This window comes from Algoriphagus sp. AK58, from assembly GCF_014324365.1.
Taxonomy (GTDB): domain Bacteria; phylum Bacteroidota; class Bacteroidia; order Cytophagales; family Cyclobacteriaceae; genus Algoriphagus.
On sequence record NZ_QEIG01000016.1, the window covers coordinates 1 to 20,336 of the forward strand.

The 20,336-nt window shown below is 44.1% G+C and carries 19 protein-coding genes, 1 tRNA gene and 1 other RNA gene; 10 read left to right on the forward strand and 11 right to left on the reverse strand.

The window, feature by feature from the left end; genetic code table 11:
* Positions 1–61: 61 nt before the first annotated feature.
* From DDT91_RS14595 to DDT91_RS14605, 3 genes are all read left to right on the forward strand, one after another.
* Positions 62–134 (forward strand) — tRNA-Lys (locus DDT91_RS14595).
* A 59-nt stretch (positions 135–193) separates the two neighbouring features.
* A complete protein-coding gene (locus DDT91_RS14600) occupies positions 194–397 on the forward strand; it encodes a GIY-YIG nuclease family protein (RefSeq protein ID WP_187176937.1) in 204 nt (67 codons plus the stop codon).
* 250 nt (positions 398–647) lie between these two features.
* A complete protein-coding gene (locus DDT91_RS14605) occupies positions 648–3,212 on the forward strand; it encodes a M1 family aminopeptidase (RefSeq protein WP_187176938.1) in 2,565 nt (854 codons plus the stop codon).
* Positions 3,213–3,222: 10 nt separating this feature from the next.
* On the opposite strand, the gene DDT91_RS14610 is transcribed toward DDT91_RS14605, so the two are convergent.
* Complete coding sequence (locus tag DDT91_RS14610; RefSeq protein WP_187176939.1) at positions 3,223–3,846, reverse strand: LON peptidase substrate-binding domain-containing protein; 624 nt, start codon at positions 3,844–3,846, stop codon at positions 3,223–3,225.
* Positions 3,847–3,943: 97 nt separating this feature from the next.
* A complete protein-coding gene (gene gap / locus DDT91_RS14615; RefSeq protein WP_187176940.1) occupies positions 3,944–4,948 on the reverse strand; it encodes a type I glyceraldehyde-3-phosphate dehydrogenase in 1,005 nt (334 codons plus the stop codon).
* 241 nt (positions 4,949–5,189) lie between these two features.
* Between gap and DDT91_RS14620 the strand changes: the two genes are divergently transcribed.
* On the forward strand, positions 5,190–6,074 hold the full coding sequence (locus tag DDT91_RS14620) for a serine protease (protein ID WP_255502130.1): 885 nt from the start codon (positions 5,190–5,192) through the stop codon (positions 6,072–6,074).
* A 97-nt stretch (positions 6,075–6,171) separates the two neighbouring features.
* Here DDT91_RS14620 and DDT91_RS14625 read toward each other — a convergent pair whose 3' ends face one another.
* The 5 genes from DDT91_RS14625 to DDT91_RS14645 form a co-directional block, all read right to left on the reverse strand.
* A complete protein-coding gene (locus DDT91_RS14625) occupies positions 6,172–8,400 on the reverse strand; it encodes an NADP-dependent isocitrate dehydrogenase (protein WP_222718655.1) in 2,229 nt (742 codons plus the stop codon).
* A 179-nt stretch (positions 8,401–8,579) separates the two neighbouring features.
* Positions 8,580–9,377: an amidohydrolase gene (locus DDT91_RS14630; RefSeq protein ID WP_187176941.1), complete on the reverse strand. Its 798-nt coding sequence runs from the start codon at positions 9,375–9,377 to the stop codon at positions 8,580–8,582.
* Positions 9,377–9,931 carry a peptide deformylase gene (gene def / locus DDT91_RS14635; protein WP_187176942.1) on the reverse strand — a complete coding sequence of 185 codons (555 nt, stop codon included), beginning with the start codon at positions 9,929–9,931 and terminating at the stop codon, positions 9,377–9,379. Before def ends, DDT91_RS14630 begins: the two co-directional genes overlap by 1 nt.
* Positions 9,928–10,341: a Holliday junction resolvase RuvX gene (ruvX, locus tag DDT91_RS14640; RefSeq protein ID WP_187176943.1), complete on the reverse strand. Its 414-nt coding sequence runs from the start codon at positions 10,339–10,341 to the stop codon at positions 9,928–9,930. Before ruvX ends, def begins: the two co-directional genes overlap by 4 nt.
* Positions 10,341–11,099: a hemerythrin HHE cation-binding protein gene (locus DDT91_RS14645; protein ID WP_187176944.1), complete on the reverse strand. Its 759-nt coding sequence runs from the start codon at positions 11,097–11,099 to the stop codon at positions 10,341–10,343. The genes ruvX and DDT91_RS14645 overlap by 1 nt, the downstream gene beginning before the upstream one ends.
* 159 nt (positions 11,100–11,258) lie before the next feature.
* Between DDT91_RS14645 and DDT91_RS14650 the strand changes: the two genes are divergently transcribed.
* Together DDT91_RS14650 and DDT91_RS14655 are read left to right on the forward strand one after the other, a co-directional pair.
* Complete coding sequence (locus tag DDT91_RS14650; protein ID WP_187176945.1) at positions 11,259–12,908, forward strand: S41 family peptidase; 1,650 nt, start codon at positions 11,259–11,261, stop codon at positions 12,906–12,908.
* Between the two features lie 96 nt (positions 12,909–13,004).
* Positions 13,005–13,403, forward strand: a complete 399-nt coding sequence (locus DDT91_RS14655; RefSeq protein ID WP_187176946.1) for a VOC family protein — start codon at positions 13,005–13,007, stop codon at positions 13,401–13,403.
* 26 nt (positions 13,404–13,429) lie between these two features.
* Here DDT91_RS14655 and DDT91_RS14660 read toward each other — a convergent pair whose 3' ends face one another.
* Positions 13,430–14,152 carry a nitroreductase family protein gene (locus DDT91_RS14660; protein WP_187176947.1) on the reverse strand — a complete coding sequence of 241 codons (723 nt, stop codon included), beginning with the start codon at positions 14,150–14,152 and terminating at the stop codon, positions 13,430–13,432.
* A gap of 93 nt (positions 14,153–14,245) precedes the next feature.
* Between DDT91_RS14660 and DDT91_RS14665 the strand changes: the two genes are divergently transcribed.
* Together DDT91_RS14665 and DDT91_RS14670 are read left to right on the forward strand one after the other, a co-directional pair.
* Positions 14,246–15,733, forward strand: a complete 1,488-nt coding sequence (locus tag DDT91_RS14665) for a DUF5687 family protein (protein WP_187176948.1) — start codon at positions 14,246–14,248, stop codon at positions 15,731–15,733.
* Positions 15,730–16,425, forward strand: coding sequence for an ABC transporter ATP-binding protein (locus DDT91_RS14670; protein ID WP_187176949.1), 696 nt, complete (start codon positions 15,730–15,732; stop codon positions 16,423–16,425). The genes DDT91_RS14665 and DDT91_RS14670 overlap by 4 nt, the downstream gene beginning before the upstream one ends.
* A 14-nt stretch (positions 16,426–16,439) precedes the next feature.
* Here the strand turns inward: DDT91_RS14670 and DDT91_RS14675 are convergent, their stop codons facing one another.
* A complete protein-coding gene (locus DDT91_RS14675) occupies positions 16,440–16,793 on the reverse strand; it encodes a hypothetical protein (RefSeq protein WP_187176950.1) in 354 nt (117 codons plus the stop codon).
* 138 nt (positions 16,794–16,931) lie between these two features.
* Positions 16,932–17,333: a transfer-messenger RNA gene (gene ssrA / locus DDT91_RS14680) on the reverse strand.
* A gap of 274 nt (positions 17,334–17,607) precedes the next feature.
* On the opposite strand from ssrA, the gene DDT91_RS14685 reads away from it, so the two are divergent.
* Both DDT91_RS14685 and DDT91_RS14690 read left to right on the forward strand, forming a co-directional pair.
* On the forward strand, positions 17,608–18,753 hold the full coding sequence (locus tag DDT91_RS14685; RefSeq protein WP_187176951.1) for a DNA polymerase III subunit gamma/tau: 1,146 nt from the start codon (positions 17,608–17,610) through the stop codon (positions 18,751–18,753).
* Positions 18,754–18,902: 149 nt separating this feature from the next.
* Positions 18,903–19,343, forward strand: coding sequence for a hypothetical protein (locus DDT91_RS14690; RefSeq protein ID WP_187176952.1), 441 nt, complete (start codon positions 18,903–18,905; stop codon positions 19,341–19,343).
* On the opposite strand, the gene DDT91_RS14695 is transcribed toward DDT91_RS14690, so the two are convergent.
* Positions 19,340–20,332, reverse strand: coding sequence for a DUF3078 domain-containing protein (locus DDT91_RS14695; RefSeq protein WP_187176953.1), 993 nt, complete (start codon positions 20,330–20,332; stop codon positions 19,340–19,342). The two genes, DDT91_RS14690 and DDT91_RS14695, sit on opposite strands and share 4 nt — an antisense overlap.
* Between the last annotated feature and the right edge of the window lie 4 nt (positions 20,333–20,336).

Genomic DNA, 20,336 nt, shown 5'->3' on the forward strand with positions numbered 1-20,336 from the left:
TGGGTTCTTGGTTCGAGTTCCGTGGTAAAAGCAAAAGAGCTTTTCTTAATTAAAAATATCCGATTCCGTAGCTCAGCTGGTAGAGCAATACACTTTTAATGTATGGGTCCTGGGTTCGAATCCCAGCGGGATCACTGGAGCAGACTAGAAATGGTCTGCTTTTTCTATTTTTATACAATTCAACTTTTACGCTATGGCTTGGGTCTATATTTTGTATTCACGAAAAATCGACAAGTATTATGTAGGTGCCTGTACGGATTTGGATCGCCGACTTCACGAACATAATCTTGGTCACTCTAAATTTACCTCCACAGGAGTTTCTTGGGAGTTAGTTTACAAGTATGAGTTTCAGGATTTGATTTTGGCTAAGCAACGTGAATTGAAAATCAAAAGATGAAGTCCAGACCCTACCTAGAAGGTCTCATCCGAAAAGGAAGTCTGTAGACCAGCCGGTAGAGCATCCCGATTTTAATCGGGAGAGTCCTGGTCCGCGATAGCTATCGGGACGAATCCCAGCGGGATCACTGGAGCAGACTAGAAATGGTCTGCTTTTCTTTTTTTATTAGGCTAGGTGAACCCCTATCCAATCAAAGCTTCCACACCGTAAATCTCCTTGCGATTCACGTCTTTTTTGGCAAAGTTTCAGCATGAAAAATCTCCTGCTCATTCTTTCTGCCTCTCTTATCATTATATCATGCAGTACTCCAATTCCCGACACGCATTTTTATGACCCGGGGATTTCTTGGGAGTTGGCCGAGTACAGAACTCAGCAGATTGCAGGCATCCATTATAATCTCGATTTTCAAATTCCTGCTAAAGTAACCGACCCGATTCAGGCCCGATTGATTCTCGAATTGTCCGTTCAGAGATTGGATCATCCACTGATTTTGGACTTCAATGAAGCTTCAGAGAAAATTCATCGAGTGGTTTCAAATGGAGATTCTATTGGGATTATTCATCAAGACGAACACCTGATTATCCCTTCCGAAAATCTCAAGAAGGGAAAAAACTCCATACAAATCGACTTCATCGCGGGCGATTTATCTCTGAACCGAAACGATGATTTTCTCTATACCCTTCTGGTTCCTGACCGTGCCAGCACGCTTTTCCCCTGCTTTGATCAACCCAATCTAAAGGCCAACTATACACTGAGTATCACTGCGCCGAAAGAGTGGGAAGTTTTGGCAGGAGGAAAGCTAAGGCAAAGGACAGATTTAGGGGAATTCTCCAAACACGAATTCGAAAAATCGGATTTGATGAGTACCTACCTCTTTTCTTTCGTTGCAGGTAAATTTGAGAAGGTAACCAGTTTGGAAGGCTTTCCCATGACCATGATCTATCGGGAAACCAACGAGGAAAAGAAAACCAGTAGCATCCCCGCCATCTTCACGCTTCATCAGCAATCACTCGACTTTTTGGAAGATTATACGGGTTACAAATTCCCCTTTCAAAAACTGGACTTTGCCACCATTCCGATTTTTCAATATGGAGGAATGGAGCACGTGGGTGCCATCCAATATCGTGAAGGAGCGCTATTTTTGGATCCAAATGCCACAGATAGCGAGTTGCTGAGCCGTGCCAAGCTGATAGGACACGAGACTGCGCACATGTGGTTTGGTGATTTGGTAACCATGAAATGGTTCAATGACGTGTGGATGAAGGAAGTCTTTGCAGGCTTTATGGGTGGAAAAATCGCCAATCCTGCCTTCCCAAATATCAACCATGATCTGCTTTTTCTTACATCTCATTATCCCTCTGCCTATGCAGAAGATCGCTCCAAAGGCACACATCCCATCCGCCAACAACTCGATAATCTGAAGAACGCAGGTTCGCTGTACGGCAGCATCATCTATGACAAAGCTCCTATCATGATGCGCCAACTGGAACAGACCATGGGCGAAGAAGCTTTCAAGAAAGGAATCCAAACCTACATAGCCACTTTCGCAAACAGCAATGCCGACTGGAATGATCTGATCGGAATATTGGATCAGGAGTCCGAGCTCGATCTGACCAAATGGAGTGAAGTGTGGGTCAATCAGTCCAGCAGACCGATCTATTCCGAAGAGTTGGATGTGGATTCCAAAGGGAACATTTCCTCTCTCATTATTTCTCAAAAGGCAGAAGACGGAAGCGAAAAGGTTTGGCCTCAGCTTTTTGACATTACCTTGGTCTATGAAGATAGAGCAGAAACTATTCCTGTGACCATTCTGGAAAAAAGCACTGAAATCTCCGTGGCAAGAGGAAGGAAAAAACCTCTTTTCATCCTGTACAACAGCAATGGGCTAGGATATGGTGTATTTCCTTTTCAGAAAGAATCCCTCTCCCAAATCCCAAATCTGGAAAATGAGGTCATGCGAGCCCATGCCTACCTCAACCAATTTGAAAACCTGCTGATTGGAAATGCACCTCCAAAAGAGGCTTTTGATGTGCTTCGCAAAGGCATTCAAGCCGAGCAAAATGAGATCATTGCCCAGCTGATCTCCAATCAGATCGGACAGATTTTCTGGAAGTTTCTTGGAGAAAAAGAGCGCTCGGCACTCCTTCCTGAGTTGGAATCGGAGCTTTGGGGCCTTCTTCAAACGGACCGAACTCCCAATTTGAAGAGAACGCTTTTCAATCTTTACAGCGGGTTGGCGTACAATGAGCGTGGATTGGAGCGATTACAAGCCGTCTGGTCAAAAAAAGTATCTGTCCCAAACCTGAACCTGAGTCCTGATAATTTCACTTCCCTTGCAATGAATCTGGCACTTTTTGCTCATCCTGATGGAGAAAAGATATTGGATGAGGAAAGAACCCGCATCACCAATGCCGACAGATTGGCCAGATTTGATTTTTTACGACCGGCGCTTTCTGGAGATTTTGCCACCCGAGAAGCGCTTTTCCTCTCTTTCAAGGAGGAAAAGAATCGGGAAAAAGAAGCTTGGGTGCTCAGTGCTTGTGGCTTTCTGCATCATCCTTTGAGACAAAAAGAAATGAGTAAGCATCTGGGAGTGGCTTTGGAACTTCTTCCTGAGATCCAAAAAACAGGTGATATTTTCTTTCCAAAAGGTTGGCTGATCAATACCATCGGCCAGTATACTTCAAAGGAAGCCAACGACTTGGTGAATCAGTTTCTTTCTGCTAACACTACGTTGAATCCCTCCTTGAGGAATAAAGTCCTTCAGGCAACAGACTATTTGGAGAGGGCCCAGCGATTGGTGGAGGGGGATTAATTGAATAGGATCAAAAATTCAATGGATCCAAGTGTTTGAAATGCCCATTTTGTTTGATTTTCTCCTTGGCCTGTTCGATGGCTTTCATGACCGGAATCATCCGCTTGAAATGCTGAACCAAATAGAGGCTTCGCTCCTCTTCTGATTCCATCTTCAAAAGCTCGAGTTCTTCCTCGAGTTTGAGTCCCACTTTATGTGCAAACGTGAATGAATTGACCAGTTTGAGATCATATTCGGCCTTGAAATCTAAGAGGTAAAGTACTTCTTTGAGGTAGAAAAGAAATTCATGATGTAGGGCAGCGCTGATTCTTGGGTCATTTTTCAGGTATTCTATTTCTCCGCCTGCATACAGTTTCCCGGGCATGGGATTGTCGAAAGTTTGGATCTGAAAGGCAGATATGCAGCGGGTTTTGATGTCTAATCTTCCGTCTTCATAGCGCTTATAGATTTTTTCCAGTCGTACTTCTGTGCCGTACCCGGTGAGTTGATTGATGTAGGTACAGATTCCAAAAGTTTTTCCATCCAGCTCCGCATCGGCTAGTAATTGGCGATAGCGAGGTTCAAAAATATGCAGATTTAGCTCTTCTCCCGGGAAGGCGACCAGTTTCAAAGGGAAAAACGGGAGATAGATCATGCGCTTTTTGTGAAGTAAACAGAGGGAACACCAATTTGGTTATTTTCCGAATTGAAACGGCAAAAAGAAAGCCCCGAATCTCTCCGGGGCCTCTTTCTTATTTTTTAGCGATGTAAGCCAACAAGTCAACTACTTTGTTGGAGTAGCCCCACTCGTTGTCATACCAAGAAACCACTTTCACGAAAGTATCAGAAAGCTGAATTCCCGCCTCTGCGTCAAAGATGGAAGTTCTTGGATCACCGATGAAGTCATTGGAAACGACTGCGTCTTCAGTATATCCAAGCACACCTTTCATAGTGGTCTCGGCAGCTTCCTTCATTTTGGCGCAGATCTCAGCATATTTAGCCGGCTTCTTCAACCTTACGGTCAAGTCAACCACAGACACGTCCGGAGTAGGCACTCGGAAGGCCATACCCGTCAATTTGCCATTCAATTCAGGGATTACTTTTCCTACAGCCTTTGCTGCACCGGTAGATGATGGGATGATATTTTGTCCTGCGCCACGTCCGCCTCTCCAGTCTTTGGCAGATGGTCCGTCTACAGTTTTCTGAGTAGCAGTAGTTGCGTGAACAGTCGTCATCAAGCCTTCCTCAATACCCCAGTTGTCATTCAATACTTTGGCAATCGGAGCCAAGCAGTTGGTAGTACAAGAAGCATTGGATACGAAGTTCATGTCAGGAGTATAGGTGTGCTCGTTTACACCCATTACAAACATCGGCGTGTCGTCCTTAGAAGGTGCAGACATGATTACTTTCTTTGCACCAGCATCAAGGTGGCCCTGTGCAGTGTCTTTGCTCAAAAAGATACCTGTAGATTCGATCACATAGTCAGCACCTACTTCACCCCACTTTAGATTTGCAGGGCTTTTCTCAGCTGTCACACGGATCGCATTTCCGTTTACTACTAAGTGGCCATCTTTCACTTCTACGGTACCTTTGAATTGTCCGTGAGTGGAGTCGTATTTAAGCATATAAGCCATGTAGTCCACATCGATCAAGTCATTGATCGCCACTACTTGGATGTCTTCTCGTTCTACAGCCACTCGGAAAGCCAAGCGACCGATTCTTCCGAATCCGTTGATTCCTACTTTAATCTTGCTCATAAGTTGTTATTATTTTGAGTATAGGTTTGATTTAAAAACTTCGTATTAGGCCTCTTTTGGCCAAAATTTCCCGAAGGGCAGGCTAAGTTATTACAAATAACTGGTCTCCCCAAACTTCTCCAGCCCTTCCCAAGGGTGATACCCATGGATTTGAAATTCAAACGATTTCGGGTTTGAAAATTTTTCTTTTTGGAAAAAGGCAGGTTAAAATTGGCTCTTTTCCCTATTTTCAAAATTCACTTTGCATTTACTCATGTTTGTCAAAGCCATTCAAGAAGTTGCCGGATTTACCCGTGCGATTCACTCGATATCCAGAAATTTCGGAAGTCAAAAAGCAGAACGGGGAGCTGCCACCCTGTTTTTTGTCAACGATGAAGGCTGGGCACTCACCTGCAAGCATGTGGCCCAATGGATTGCCCAAGCCGATGCGATCAACAAGAAATTTCATCAGTACCAGCAGGAAAGCCAGGGTTTGTCTGCTCAATTATCCAAAACAGTGGCCAAAAAGTTGGGCTTGGATGAAAGTAAGACAGCAGAAATGCGAATCACCTTTGTGGATTGCGTGGACAAAATCTCAAACATCCGCTTCGTCCACCATCCCGAATACGATCTGGCTTTGGTCAAGATCGAAGGATTTGAAAAACTTGGGGTTACCAACTTTCCCAAGTTTTTAAAAGATGATCAGGCAGTTCAGCCGGGTCAGATGCTCTGCCGATTGGGTTTTCCTTTTCCAGAGTTTAGCAACTTCCAGCTCAATCTCGAGAAAAACCAGTTAGAGTGGATTCAAGGCGGGCAGGCAAGATCCCCACGATTCCCTTTGGAAGGAATGGTTACTCGTTTTTTAGGGGATCAAAAAGGGAAAATCCACGGAATCGAAATGAGTACTCCGGGACTTCGAGGCCAAAGTGGAGGCCCCATGTTTGATACTGAAGGAACGATCATCGGGATGCAAAGTAGAACCAAGCATTTGCATTTGGGCTTTGATATCGAGGATAAAGAAATCGTTGCCCATGGGAAGCTTAAAAAAGTGAATGACTATGCTTTTATCCATCTTGGAGAGTGCATCCATGTATCGGTGATGAAAGAGTTTATGACTCAGCATGGAGTGAAGTTTCAACTTGCATAAATCTTTACTCTAAACTTTTCCAAAGTTTCAAACTTTGGAAAAGTTAAATCAAAGACAAAAATGAAAAAGCCGGACTTCAACACCCGGCTTTTGCTGTTTATGCCAATTGAGCTAGAATCTCATTGAAGGTTTGGCTTGGCCTCATCGCGTTAGAAGTTTTAGCTTCATCCGGTCTGTAGTAGCCTCCGATATCTACCGGTTTGCCTTGAGAACCGTTGTATTCGGCCACAATTTTAGCTTCGTTTTCTGCCATCGCTTTGGCAATTGGTGCAAACTTGGCCGCCAAAGCAGCATCCTTGGTTTGCTTAGCCATTTCCTGCGCCCAATACATGGCCAGGTAGAAATGTCCTCCACGGTTGTCCAATTTGCCGACCACTCTAGCCGGAGATTTGTCTTCCTCCAGCCATCTTCCGGTGGCTTTGTCCAGGGTTTCTCCCAAGAGAATCGCAGTAGGATTGTCAAAAGTTTGACCCAAATGCTCCAAGGAAACCGCCAAGGCCAAAAACTCACCCAAGGAATCCCAACGCAAGTGACCTTCTTCGGTGAATTGCTCTACGTGCTTAGGTGCAGAACCTCCTGCGCCAGTTTCGAACAAGCCACCACCGTTCATCAATGGTACGATGGAAAGCATCTTTGCTGAAGTACCTACTTCGAGAATCGGGAACAAATCGGTGAGGTAATCTCGCAGCACGTTTCCGGTCACAGAGATGGTGTCTTTTCCATCCTTGATTCGCTCGCAGGAGAAAAGAGTAGCTTCTACAGGGGACATCACGTGGATTTCCAGACCTGTGGTATCGTGATTAGGTAAGTATTTCTCTACTTTCTTAATCAATTCGGCATCATGCGCTCTGTTTTTGTCCAACCAGAAAACAGCCGGAGTATTGGACAGGCGTGCACGGGTCACAGCCAATTTTACCCAATCCTGAATCGGAGCATCTTTGGTTTGGCACATTCTCCAAATATCGCCTGCCTCCACTTCGTGAGCGATCAGCACCGTTCCATCCGCATCTACCACGTTGACTGTGCCTGCAAAAGGAATCTCGAACGTCTTGTCATGCGACCCATATTCCTCTGCCTTTTGGGCCATTAAGCCAACGTTAGGAACAGAACCCATAGTAGCTGGATTGAAGGCTCCATTTTTCTTACAGAAGTCAATTACGGCTTGGTATACCCCCGCATAGCTTCTGTCCGGAATCACAGCTTTGGTGTCCTGAAGCTTACCTGCTTTGTTCCACATCTGACCGGAAGATCGGATCATGGCCGGCATGGAAGCGTCGATGATCACGTCACTTGGCACGTGTAAGTTGGTGATGCCTTTGTCAGAATTGACCATAGCCAAGTCGGGACTATCGGCATAGCAGGCATCGATATCAGCTAGAATTTCAGCCTTCTTGTCCGCAGGAAGCTTTTCCAAATTAGCCAGAAGATCACCGAAACCGTTATTCACATCCACACCGATGGATTCAAGTGTAGCTGCATGCTTTGCAAACACAGGTTCGAAAAATACCTTTACTGCATGACCAAAGATGATCGGGTCAGAGACTTTCATCATGGTAGCTTTCATGTGTAGGGAGAAAAGTACACCCTGAGCTTTAGCATCAGCCTTTGCCTTTTTCAAAAATGCTTTTAGCTGTGCAATGCTCAAGGAAGAAGCATCGATCACTTCGCCTTCCTGTAGCTTCAGTCCAGACTTGAGGACTTCTTTATTACCGTCCTTTCCGACCAATTCAATCGAAACAGTCGTTGCAGCTGGCATAGTCATGGATTTTTCACTTCCGTAAAAGTCACCTCCCGTCATGCTATCCACATGCGACTTGGAATCTGCAGACCATTTTCCCATGGAGTGCGGATGCTGCTTGGCGTAGTTTTTTACAGCCAATGGAGCTCTACGGTCTGAATTACCTTCCCGTAGCACAGGGTTTACCGCTGACCCTTTGATTTTGTCATATTTGGCTTTGATGGATTTTTCTTCGTCAGTCTTAGGTTCTTCGGGGTAGTCTGGAAGTGCATATCCTTTGGCCTGGAGTTCTTTGATTGCGGCCTTGAGCTGAGGTACGGAAGCTGAAATATTTGGAAGCTTCACGATGTTGGCTTCAGGTGTGGTGGCGATTTGTCCCAATTCAGCCAAGTCGTCATTGATGCGCTGATCTGGCTTCAAAAATTCAGGGAAATTGGCGATGATTCGACCTGATAGGGAAATATCACGTGTTTCCACTTGAATGCCAGCAGATTTGGTAAAGGCTTGGACTATCGGTAAAAGGGAATAGGTCGCCAAGGCCGGTGCCTCATCAGTCAGCGTGTAGAGAATTTTGGGAGATTTACTCATGATTTGAATAGGATGCTTAGGTGAATTTTCCTGTTTTGCTTTTGAAAAGGTGGCCAGAAAGTTAAGCCAGCAAAGAAAAAGTAAAACAGGGTCGAAATTTTTCGGGCCTAAAATACAAAAAATAGGATGGTTTCAAATTCCGATTATGGATTTGCCTCAAGGAATCAGAAACTTAGATTTTATTGAATTAGGAAGGAATCTGCATCTTTCCATGCCGGAAATTTGATTCGGTACTCTTCCAGATTTTGGGCTGAAAGGGTAAGAATAGTAATGGATTCTTTTTCTCCCAAATCAGCAATTTTTTCACCTTTAAAATCAAAGGCGCAAGAGTGACCATTGTAGGTGATTCCGTTTCCATCCACGCCTGTCCTATTTACCCCAATGGAGTAGGCTAAGTTTTCGATGGCACGTGCCGGCAAAAGAGCATCCCAAGCCGAAATCCTGGCTGCAGGCCAAGAAGCCACATAAAAAAGCACATCATACCCAGCTATTCCATCTTCCCAACCGTTTCTTGACCAAACTGGAAACCTGAGATCATAACAGACTTGAGGGCAGATATGCCAGCCTTTCAAGGGGAAAATAGGGAGCTTTTTACCCATTGAATAGGTTTCATGCTCGTTTGCCATTCTGAAAAGATGACGCTTGTCGTAGTGCTCTGTGTAACCATCAGGATTGACCCAAAGAAGTCGGTTAAAAAATCGGCTGCCCTCATTGATAATGGCACTACCTGTGAGGACAGCCCCGGTTTGTGCAGCAAGCTGTTTCATCCATTTATGAATGTGAAGATTCATGGGTTCGGCCATTTTTTCGGCTTCCATCGTGAATCCCGAGGGAAACATTTCGGGCAAAATGATCAAGTCACACTTACCCTGAAGATCCCAGATTTTTTCTTCCAGCATGGCAAGATTGGCAGTTTTATTCTGCCAATGGAGGTCGGTTTGAACCAATGCAATGCGGAGTTCCGGGCTTTTTTCCATTATTTAAGAGGGTAAATCATGCGGTAATCTGCGGATACTTTTCCCTTGCTGATGTCGATCAGTTTGGATTGGATTAGACGCTTTTTGAGTCCTTTCAGGTAATCTACAAAAAGAATTCCTTCGAGATGATCATATTCATGCTGAATCACCCGGGCAGTCATGCCGGAGAATTCTTCTTCTTTCAGATTCCAGTTTTCATCGTAGTATTCGATGGTGAGTTTTTCCGGACGGATGATTTCAGCACGTACGTCAGGAATACTCAGGCAGCCTTCTTCAAAGCCGAAGTTATCCCCATATTCATCCAAAATGATTGGATTGATGAAGGCTCTTCGAATGCCTTTTTCTTCATCATTTTCGTCCAGCATCAAGGAGCTGTCGATCACAAAAAGGCGGATTCCCTGATTGATCTGAGGCGCTGCGAGTCCTACGCCATTGGCGTGGTCCATAGTGGCATACATGTCTTTGATCAGTTGGGACAGATCTGTGCCTTCAGCAATGTCTTCTGCTTCTTTTTTCAATATCGGATTGCCGTAGGCTACTATCGGGTAAATCATTGTCTTTCAAGGTAGGATTGTAGAATGATGGCTGCCGAAACTTTGTCCAAGTTTCCAGCCTTTTCTTTTCGGTCTTTTTTCTTGCTGCCCATGGCAATCATGGTTTGCATAGCCATTTTGGAGGTGAATCGCTCATCGATCAGAACGACTTTCTTTCCGGGAAAGGTTTTTTCCAGGTCTTCTTTAAGTTTCAACACTCTCGGAGTCATCTCATTGTCCTGACCGTTGAGCCGGGTGGGTAGTCCAAGGACCAAGGCTTCTACCTCTTCTTTTGCAAGATAGGCCTGCAGATAGCGCATCAGTTGGCTTGTCTCTACAGTTTCAAGTGGATTAGCGGTGATTTTCAACGGATCGGTAACAGCGATTCCAGTGCGTTTGGTTCCCAGATCAATGGCTAGTACTCTGGGCATCAGTTGGTCTGGATTTGTTTTCTGATTTTTCGAAGAGCTTCTTTTTCAAGCTCCACTGCCTTGGGGAAAAGCAGCTCATCCTCGATTTTGGCGTGGATGGAAAGCTCTTTTTCGAAGTTTTGAAGCTCATGGTAAAGCACCTTCATTGTCAGAGGAGCATTTTCTTCCAAAAGATAATCTTTGGTGAGCTTTCGAATCCCTTCCATTTCATCATCGTGGATTTCGTGATGGTCGGCTAAGTATTGAACGGGATCTTTCTCGAGGATGGTCAGTGCATCATGGACTCTGAATTCTCCTTCTTCAATATCCTGGAGTAGCTGAATTCTTTTGAAGAGTCGGCTCTCCTCCTCGTGAATGTGGTGAATAAAGTCTTCCACAAATAAGGGAAACATAATCCTCAAATCAGTCATCAGGGTTTCATATCCAGGTTCGGGCTTAATGCCCGAAATGAGATTGGAAAGAAAGGGAAGCTCTTGGCGTACGAAGTAATAATGCTTCTTTTTGAGGTAAGCCACCAAAACTTCGATGGGATTCAGATAAAGATCTTCAAGAGAAGGGTCTTTTTGCTGAGCCCAGCTTTCCAGTTGTGAGGCCAGCTGTCTTGGATTGACTTTGTGCTTATGGCAAACCTTCTCGAGAGAGTCGGTTTGGTATTGATAAAAACTGATTCCGAAATAATGCAAAACAGCAGCGAAAACGTAGTTTTCTGAAACTAAATCGCCTACCGAAGCTTTTTCAAAATCCCCTTTAAATTGCATTGGACAAAAATAATTTTTTTTGAACGAAAAAAGGGGAATAAATCTGACCTTTATCTTTTCCTGCCGTATAAACAATCGTTAATTTTATCTAAAATCCGTTTTAATGATCAATCTTTTTACGGTAGTTTGAGTTAATTCGAGAAGAAAAAGCAAGAAAACGTGAGCGAGACAAAAAATACCAAAGCGCAAATCCGATTGCCAATCCTATTGGCACTTTCCATTTCAGCGGGAATTTGGATTGGGGCGACATTTGCAGAACCTAAAGGAAATCAAAATGACCTTAGGGCGGCGCTTTATAAGCTCCAGGAAATCATGACCTATATCAATCGTGATTATGTGGATAGTGTCAATACCAATGACCTCGTGGAGTACGGCATTAATAAAATGCTGGAAAAACTAGATCCTCACTCCAGCTATATTCCTGCCAAGGATGCTTCATTGGCACAGTCCCAACTAGAAGGGGAATTTGATGGTATCGGTGTGGAGTTTGGCATCATACGGGATACCATCTATGTAGTTGCTCCCTTGACGGGAGGACCTTCCGAAGCTTTGGGAATTCAATCAGGTGATCAAATTATCAAGGTTGACGGTAAAAATGTGGCCGGCATCGGGATTACCAATCGGGATGTATTTGACTATCTCAGAGGTCCCCGTGGATCCAAGGTGATGGTAGATATTAAAAGGAAAAATAATCCTGAATTGATTTCTTATGAAATCACCCGGGATAAAATCCCTCAGTACAGCATCAATGCCTCTTACATGGTCAATAAAGAAATCGGATACATCAAAGTGACCCGATTTGCAGCCACTACCTATGATGAGTTTAAAAAAGCGGTTGGAGATCTTCAGACCAAAGGCATGAAGAAACTTATCATTGACCTACAGGGTAATCCCGGGGGGTACATGGGAGCGGCGATCAACATGGCCGATGAGCTCTTAGGAGACCGTGACCTGATCGTTTCCCAAGAAGGCAAGGTGAGCCAATATAGCCAAAAAGCATTTGCATTCAGACCTGGAATGTTTGAAGAAGGTTCGGTCATTGTTTTGATCAATGAAGGATCTGCTTCCGCTTCGGAAATTTTGGCAGGAGCAATTCAGGACAATGACCGTGGACTGATCGTGGGCAGAAGATCTTTTGGAAAAGGATTGGTTCAGATGCCAATCGACCTTTCTGATGGGGCGGAATTGAGATTGACGATTGCCCGGTACTTTACTCCTTCAGGCAGATCAATCCAAAAACCTTATGACAGTAACTATGAGGCTTATGAAAGAGATTGGTTCAACAGATATGAACATGGGGAGTTTTTCTCCGCGGACAGTATCAAGTTCAATGACAGCCTAAAATACGAAACCAAAAAAGGAAGAATCGTCTACGGAGGAGGTGGTATTATGCCAGATTACTTTGTGCCTCTGGATACGACAATGAACAGTGCATACGTCACGAAGCTGTTCAATACCGATTCCTCCCGTGAATTCATCCTGGATTATGTGAACAAAAACAAAGGAAACTTTACGTCGATGACCTTGGATGACTACTATACTACCTTCAAGGTCAGCGATGCCATGCTCTTGGAACTGGTAGAATATGGTAAGAAAAATAAGGTGGAGTTTGATTCCAAGGACTTCAACAAGTCAAAGGAATACCTAAGGATTTTGGTCAAAGCACATTTGGGACGTCAAATCTATGATGACAATGCCTTCTACAAAGTCATCAATGACATCAATGAAGTCTATCAGCAAGCCTTGAATTTGTTTGACGAAGCAGATAAAATCGCCGTTGCCACAAGTCTGAAGGCTGTAGGAGAATAAGAATTTCCTGTACCGATCTAGTTAAGCCAATCCTCTGAGGTTGGCTTTTTCTTTTGACTCCAATCCATTTCCAAGCAATACACTCATTCGAAACCGATGACATTCATTTCAAAAATTCAAATCAATCATTTGGCGGTGCATGTGTCTAGCCTAGAGAGGTCTATGGATTTTTACAAAAATGTGATTGGCCTGAAACAGGCCGATGAACCTTTTAAGGATGGGCTTCATGCCTGGTTTGAAATGGGAGAAAAGAGTACGCTTCATTTGATTGAGGAGCTGAAAGCAACTCCTCCGATGGAGAAATCAAAGACAAATCACCTCTGCTTCATTGTCGGTGACTTGGATTTCTTTATTCAAAATCTAAAGAGTTATGAATGCTCTTTTGAGAACTGGGCAGGGGATATTGGAGTGATTAATGTGAGACCGGATGGGATCCGACAGATTTTTTTTCGGGATCCTGATGGGTATTGGCTTGAGGTGAATGATGATTGCTGACCTAAAAAACGGGAGGGGCATTCAGGTTATTTGTCGATAATAAGTTCTTCTGAGGGCACTCGGAATCTTTTCCCATAAATCCCTTCAGGAAGGCCTTTTCCGCAACCGATGATCATGCATATTTCTGATGCTGAATTTAAATTCAAGAGTTTTTTTACCCGCTTGCTGTCAAAGCCCTCCATGGGACAGGTATCATATCCCGCTGCTTTCATTCCAAGCATAAACGTCATGGAAGCCAGCGCAGCGCTTTTGTGAACAGATATCCTCACTTCCGTTTCTCCTACTTCCCTTATCATAGGTCTGCGAAGTCCAACAAAAAAAGAGATTGCTTTTTTTAACAAAGACCATCCAGGAAATTTTCCATACAGCTTGGGAATCAGCTTACCATAGTAACCCAAGGCTTGTTTTAGTTTTTTATCAGGCTTACCGGCATAGGTGGAAGCGATGTAGTCATAGTTGGCTTTGGCACGGGATTTCCAGAGATCCCGTCGGGTGACGACCACTACCAATTCTCTCGCTGTAGTTGCCGCCTTTTGTCCCATACATAATTTTGCCAAAGGCTCTTTCAGTGGAGAAGTCTCAGGTACGCGGACAAATTGATAAAGTTGGAGGTTAGAACTATTTGGAGAAAGGATGGCTGCCTCCAGGCACTTTTGAACCACAGACCTGTCGAATCTTTCATTCTGATCAAAAATTCTGACCGACCTTCTCTGTGCCACCGATTCGAAAAATCCTAATTCCTGTACCATTTTCTTCTTTTAACCTTTTTTTGATAGGCAAATATGCCTTAAATCTTGATGTTTAAGCATATTTTGCATTGATCAAAATCCAATAACCCACTCATGTTTTTTACACTTATCAGACTTCAGCTATTGAAGAGCATGCGCTCAACCAGTTTTGCCAAAAGTGCACTGGCCACAGGATTTATGATTTTCATCGCACTTCTGTTATTGAGCTATGTGTTTCTTGCCGGGCTTTTTTTGGGAAGAATCATTGAGCTGATCGGAGAGGGAAGAGATGCGATTGAGTTTTTGAACTCCGGCCTGATTTACTTTTTCCTGGTGGAGTTTATGTACCGATATTTTATCCAAAAGCTGCCGGTGGTAGAGTTGGAAAGCTTGCTTCATCTGCCCATAGGTAAGAAGCGAATTATTCAAATCCTGATGCTGCGCTCCTTTATTTCACCGCTGAACTTGATTGCCTTGCTCCTCTTTTTGCCATTCGGTGTCCAAGTAATCATGGAGAAATTTGGGGCGATGGGATTTGTGTCATGGTTGGGAACTTTACTTTTTTTCAGCTGGACCCTGCATTGGTTTATGCTTTGGTTTAAGCAGCGTTTTGAGGACTCCATGATAGGTGTTTTGGTGGTTTTTGGGACCCTTTTGCTCGGAGGAGGCTCCACTTACATGGGCTGGTTTAATGTTGGTGAACTTTTGGTGCCCTTATTTTCTGCAGCCATAACGACTCCGATTCCTCTCTTGGCGATGGCGTTGCTTTGTTTCTTTGCATTCTACCTTGCCTTCAGATTTTATGTGCAGAATGCCTACTTGGAGGATCTGAGCGAAGAGGAGGATGTCCGTTTTGTCAATCAGAGCTTAGGATTCTTCTCTAGGTTTGGGGTGGCGGGCGAGTTGGCCAATCTGGAATGGAAGCTGATCATCCGGCACAAGAAAAGCCGTACTTTTTTGATGCTTTCTGTTTTTTTTCTCCTCTATGGGCTGTTCTTTTATACCAATCCCCAGTATCAAAGCGAGGAAGGATTAAGTCCGATTTTCATTTTCGTAGGAGTATTTATTACCGGGATCTTCATGATTCAGTATGGACAGCTTTTTTTGAGTTGGAACTCCGGTAATTTTGATTTTTTCCTTGGCAAAAAAGCAGGGATTGAGTCGCTGGTGAGAGGGAAATATCTGCTTTTCATGAGTGTTTCGATGGTTTGTTTTCTTGCTTCTGTTCCGTATGTGTATTTCGGAGTTGACATATTGCTGATTCATTTGGCGACTTTTCTGTTTAATATCGGGATCATGGTTCATGTGATCATTTACTTTGCTCTTTGGAAACCCAAACCAATGGATCTGAATAAGGGAGCCATGTTTAATTACGAAGGGGTTGGTGCCGCCCAGTTTTTGGTGATTATTCCGCTTATGGCTGGTCCGTATTTGATTTATTTGCCTTTTTCGCTATTGATCAGTGATTATGCAGGTCTTTTAGCTTTGGGTATCAGCGGTCTGATTGGCTTGATTGCCTTCAAGCCTCTTTCCCAGTTTAATATCAACCGTGTACTTTCTAACCGTTACGAAATTTCATCCTCATTCCGTCAAGAACTATGATCCAGATATCCCAACTCAAAAAACAATACAAAGAAGCAGTTGTCCTCGATGTGCCTTCACTGGAGATTTCCAAAGGTGAGTGCTTTGGCTTGGTCGGTAATAACGGTGCCGGAAAAACCACGCTTTTTCGGATTATTCTAGATCTGTTAAGGTCTACGACAGGCAATGTCACCATCAACGGTGAAGATGTAAGTAAATCTGAAAACTGGAAATCCTCCGTAGGGGCTTACCTGGATGAACACATGCTTTTGGCTTATCTGACTTCTGATGAATATTTTGAAACTCTTAGGAAGATCTACGGGATGTCCGATGCTGATTTGAAAAGTCATTTGGAGAAATTTACCGAGCTGTTCAACGAGGAGGTTTTGGGAAAAAAGAAGTACATCCGGGATCTGTCCAAAGGTAATCTCAAAAAAGTAGGAATAGCTGCAGCCATGATGGGGAATCCGGAGGTGGTAATGCTGGATGAGCCCTTTGAAAACCTGGATCCAAGTTCCCAAATTCGACTGAAGAAGCTAATCTTAAAAGAAAAGGAGCAATCCAAAATCACCTTTTTGATCTCCAGCCATGACTTGAATCATGTGACTGAGATCTGTGATCGGATTGTCCTGCTGGAAAAGGGTAAAGTCATCCGAGATCTGAGAGAGAAGGCTGAAATGATGAGTGAGCTGGAGGCGTATTTTACTGGATAGTGGGGGGATAGGGATCACTTTAAAAAGAAAGGTGCTTCATCGCAAATTCGCGTGTTTTCGTAGACAACACACCCTCGGTAACGGTACTCACCGATTTGATTTCCCTTGAATTTTTTTAGGATGGAGATTCTTCCTGATTTTCCACTGATATCTTCGGTAAAAAGGACTTGATCATTGATTTCCCAGATCATTTTCCAGTCGTTAGTCGGAGGAAGTCCTCTCACCACGAACAGCAGACCGACACTGTCCTGTACTGAGTGCGTCTGACCTCCCGCCACGGACACCTCCTCTACCGTAAAATCAGAAGGTTGGGGAGGAATGATGTTGCAGGCCACAAGTAAAAAAAATAAGAGAGGAATCTTTTTCATAAAGTACGCGGAAATTCTTATCAAATTACCCATTGGGGAGAAATCGAATAATAAGGGATGTCCCTAGCCCAAAGTTCAAAGAAAATAGATTTGGCAATAAAACAAATAATCCCTTTCAGATTGCTCTGAAGGGATTACTTGTGGAGCTGGTGGGATTCGAACCCACGTCCAGATAAGGAAGCACCGTACCGTCTACATGCTTAGTCACCGGTTGGTTTTTCGACCACGCTATGCTGGGTGACACACCTGAGCGGGGCTTATCGATTGGTCTTAAGCTTGCTTAATCGCATCACAAGCAGCAGTCCGATCAAGTCGACACCTCGGATCCACCCTGATCAGACGGAGGGTGGGGAGATGTGGCCGGGGAATCACTCTCGTAACTCAACCCTTTAAGCGATCTGTCCTAGTGAGGAGAGATTAGGCAGCCATGGCGTAAGAAGTTTCGCCATTTATCGTTCGTATGAATGGTTTAAGGCCGTACATACTCCAGCCTGCATGCGAGCCCGATGATTACACCTACTGTCAAAACCGGTCAGCCCCATAGACAAAGGAAAGACAAAAATATGGGAAAATTCGTTCATTTTCGATTTCAGAATTACGATTTACGACAGGCAGAGCAGGGTGGAGGCTTTTCTACCGAGGTTTCACTTCACTTTCCAATATCCTGTTCACCATCAATCCTCCCTGCTTCCCGACTTCCTTGCTTCCCTACCCCTTAACTTTCCGACTTTAGTAATCAATCTCTTAACCAAAATCTTTCCCAAAGACCCAAATTCTCCCTTCCCGAATATCCACTTTTTTATATCTTGCAGCGATGGAAAATTTCGTCGTTTCGGCAAGGAAATATAGACCGGTAGATTTCAAGAGCGTCGTGGGGCAGCAGCATATCACCACCACGCTTCAGAATGCGATCAAAAATAACCACCTCGCTCAGGCTTTTCTTTTTTGCGGACCACGTGGAGTGGGTAAAACCACCTGTGCCCGTATTTTGGCCAAGACGATTAACTGCGAAAGCATCACCAAGGACTTCGAAGCCTGCGGAAAATGCGAGTCCTGCGTTTCCTTTCAAAACAACGCTTCCTTTAATGTCTACGAACTCGATGCCGCGTCCAACAACTCGGTAGACGATATCCGAAATCTCGTCGATCAAGTCCGATACGCTCCTCAAAAAGGTCAGTACAAGGTCTATATCATCGACGAAGTGCACATGCTCTCGACAGCGGCCTTCAATGCCTTTTTGAAAACCCTAGAAGAGCCTCCTAAGTATGCCATCTTTATTTTGGCTACTACGGAAAAACATAAAATCATCCCAACTATCCTTTCCCGCTGCCAGATATTTGATTTTAACCGGATTCAGATCAAGCATATTTCGGATCATCTGAAATACATCGCCGAAAAGGAAAAAGTAGACTATGAAGAAGAAGCACTTCGCCTGATCGCTACCAAAGCGGATGGAGCTCTTCGTGACGCACTTTCCATTTTTGACCTGATTGTGACCTATTCCGCAGGGAAAAAAGTAACCTATCAGGAGACGATCTCCAACCTTAACATTCTCGATTACGACTACTATTTCAAAGTCGTGGATGCGCTTTTGGCAGAGGATATTTCATCTACCCTGTTGATCTTTGATGAAATCCTGAAGAAAGGGTTCGATGGGCATAATTTTATCGTCGGGCTGAGCGAGCATTTTAGGGATTTGCTGGTAGTCAAGGACGAGGCTACCGTGGAATTGTTGCAAGTCTCTGAATCAGCCAAGGACCGATATATTCAGCAGACCGGGCAGGCTTCTACATCATTTTTGCTGTCGGCTCTCAACCTGGCCAATCAGTGCGATATTCACTACAAGACCAGTAAAAATCAGCGTCTTCACGTGGAATTGGCCTTAATGAAAATGGCTAAACTTCCCCAAGCTTTCCGCTTGGCGGCACTTTCCAGCCTTGAGGCAAAAAAAAAAGTCTGAGTGAAGCTCCCGCTCAGGAAAATCCATCTACAGCATCAGCACCTATTTCTGATCTCAACAGAGCGACAGAGGGAAGCAAAACTCCTCTGAAATCAACCATCGCCATTCCGACCAGTCTTTTCCAAACCAAGAAATTGGTGGAAGAAAAAATGAAAGTTCCAGAACAGACGAAAGTCGAGAAAAAGCAGGAAGAGACCCTCACATCCCCGGTTCAGGAGTCAGTTAAATTGACTCAGGCTATGCTGGATCAGGTAATTCATGCTGTTCAGGATCATTACCGCCAAGGCAATAAAAATCTAGAACTCGCTATTTTGGATCAGCCCATCAGAGTAGTCAACGGAGAAGTGATGTTGCAGGTAATGGGTTCTGTACAGGAGGAAATTGCCAATAAAATGCGGCCTGACCTTTTGGGATTGATTCGAAACCTAACAGGAGCAAATCAACTTTCCATTTCTCTTGAGCACAAGGAGGAAATCCAGGATGACAGGCCGAAACTGTATACCAATACAGACAAACTTAGGTTTTTGAGGGAAAAGCATCCTGCATTAGCAGAGCTTCAGCGGAAATTCGGTTTGGACGTGGATTTCTAAAAGTCCAATGAAATCCCGAAATTGATTAGATTTTGTATTTGTACGGCCTGTTTGCTTGTGCCGTCTTCCTGCCTGATAAAAACATTCTCATCGTAAATAATTACCGTTTCGATTCGGGTAGAAATGTATTTATTTACTTTCATCCGGATGAGTGAATTAAAGTTGACTACCATGTTTCCCAAGCTCTCATAATTGGAAAACAGGTTGAGGTCGGCTTTCCAGGTCACATTTTCCATAAGAACAAAGTCAACTACCCCCAAACTTACGGACATACCGGCTTCTGCCCGAACATTTTCCCCAGGAGTCACACCAAAAGCACCTGCTCTACTCAAAGAGTCATTCATGACCATGGTGAAACGACCAGTAAATGGCGAGAGTATGATGGAAAGTCTGCTTTTGTCAGGGTAGGTATGCCGGTAATTGATACCGGTGGAAGATTGAAGGTATCCAGGAGAAAGAAAATCAGAGATTTTTGTCCTGATCTCAGACTCGGCTCCTGCAGGTTTGGAATATTTATAGCCAGGCAAAAGCTGTGTTCTGGCATCCAACTGAGTAGTCAGGTAGTATTTTTCTGAAAGTTGTCTACCGTAATTACTTACAAAAATGAAGTTGTCATTGGTTTTCCGCGTTTGAAAATCCCGGTCGCCTTGCCTGTTAAATCCCAGATTGATGGTGAGTTGGGTATCCCAGACTTTGCTGTCTTTCTTGTAATTGGCAAAGAATGTAGCTCCTGAGTTTAAAGCGAAGGATCCGGTACCCCCAGCAGCCCAATTGCTGAGTGTGACTTGCTGGATATTGAGGTTGTAATTTCCTCCTGTTTTCCAAAATATTTCCTTTTTGGGTTCATCTACAATGATTGAATCGCCCAACATCAAGAGGGTATCTCCATTAATTAAGACGGTGTCGGGTATGACTAGCCGATCCTGCCCCAATACACTCTGGCAAGTAAGCGAAATAATTACTCCTAAAAACAAAAGAACTCGTCGCATTTAT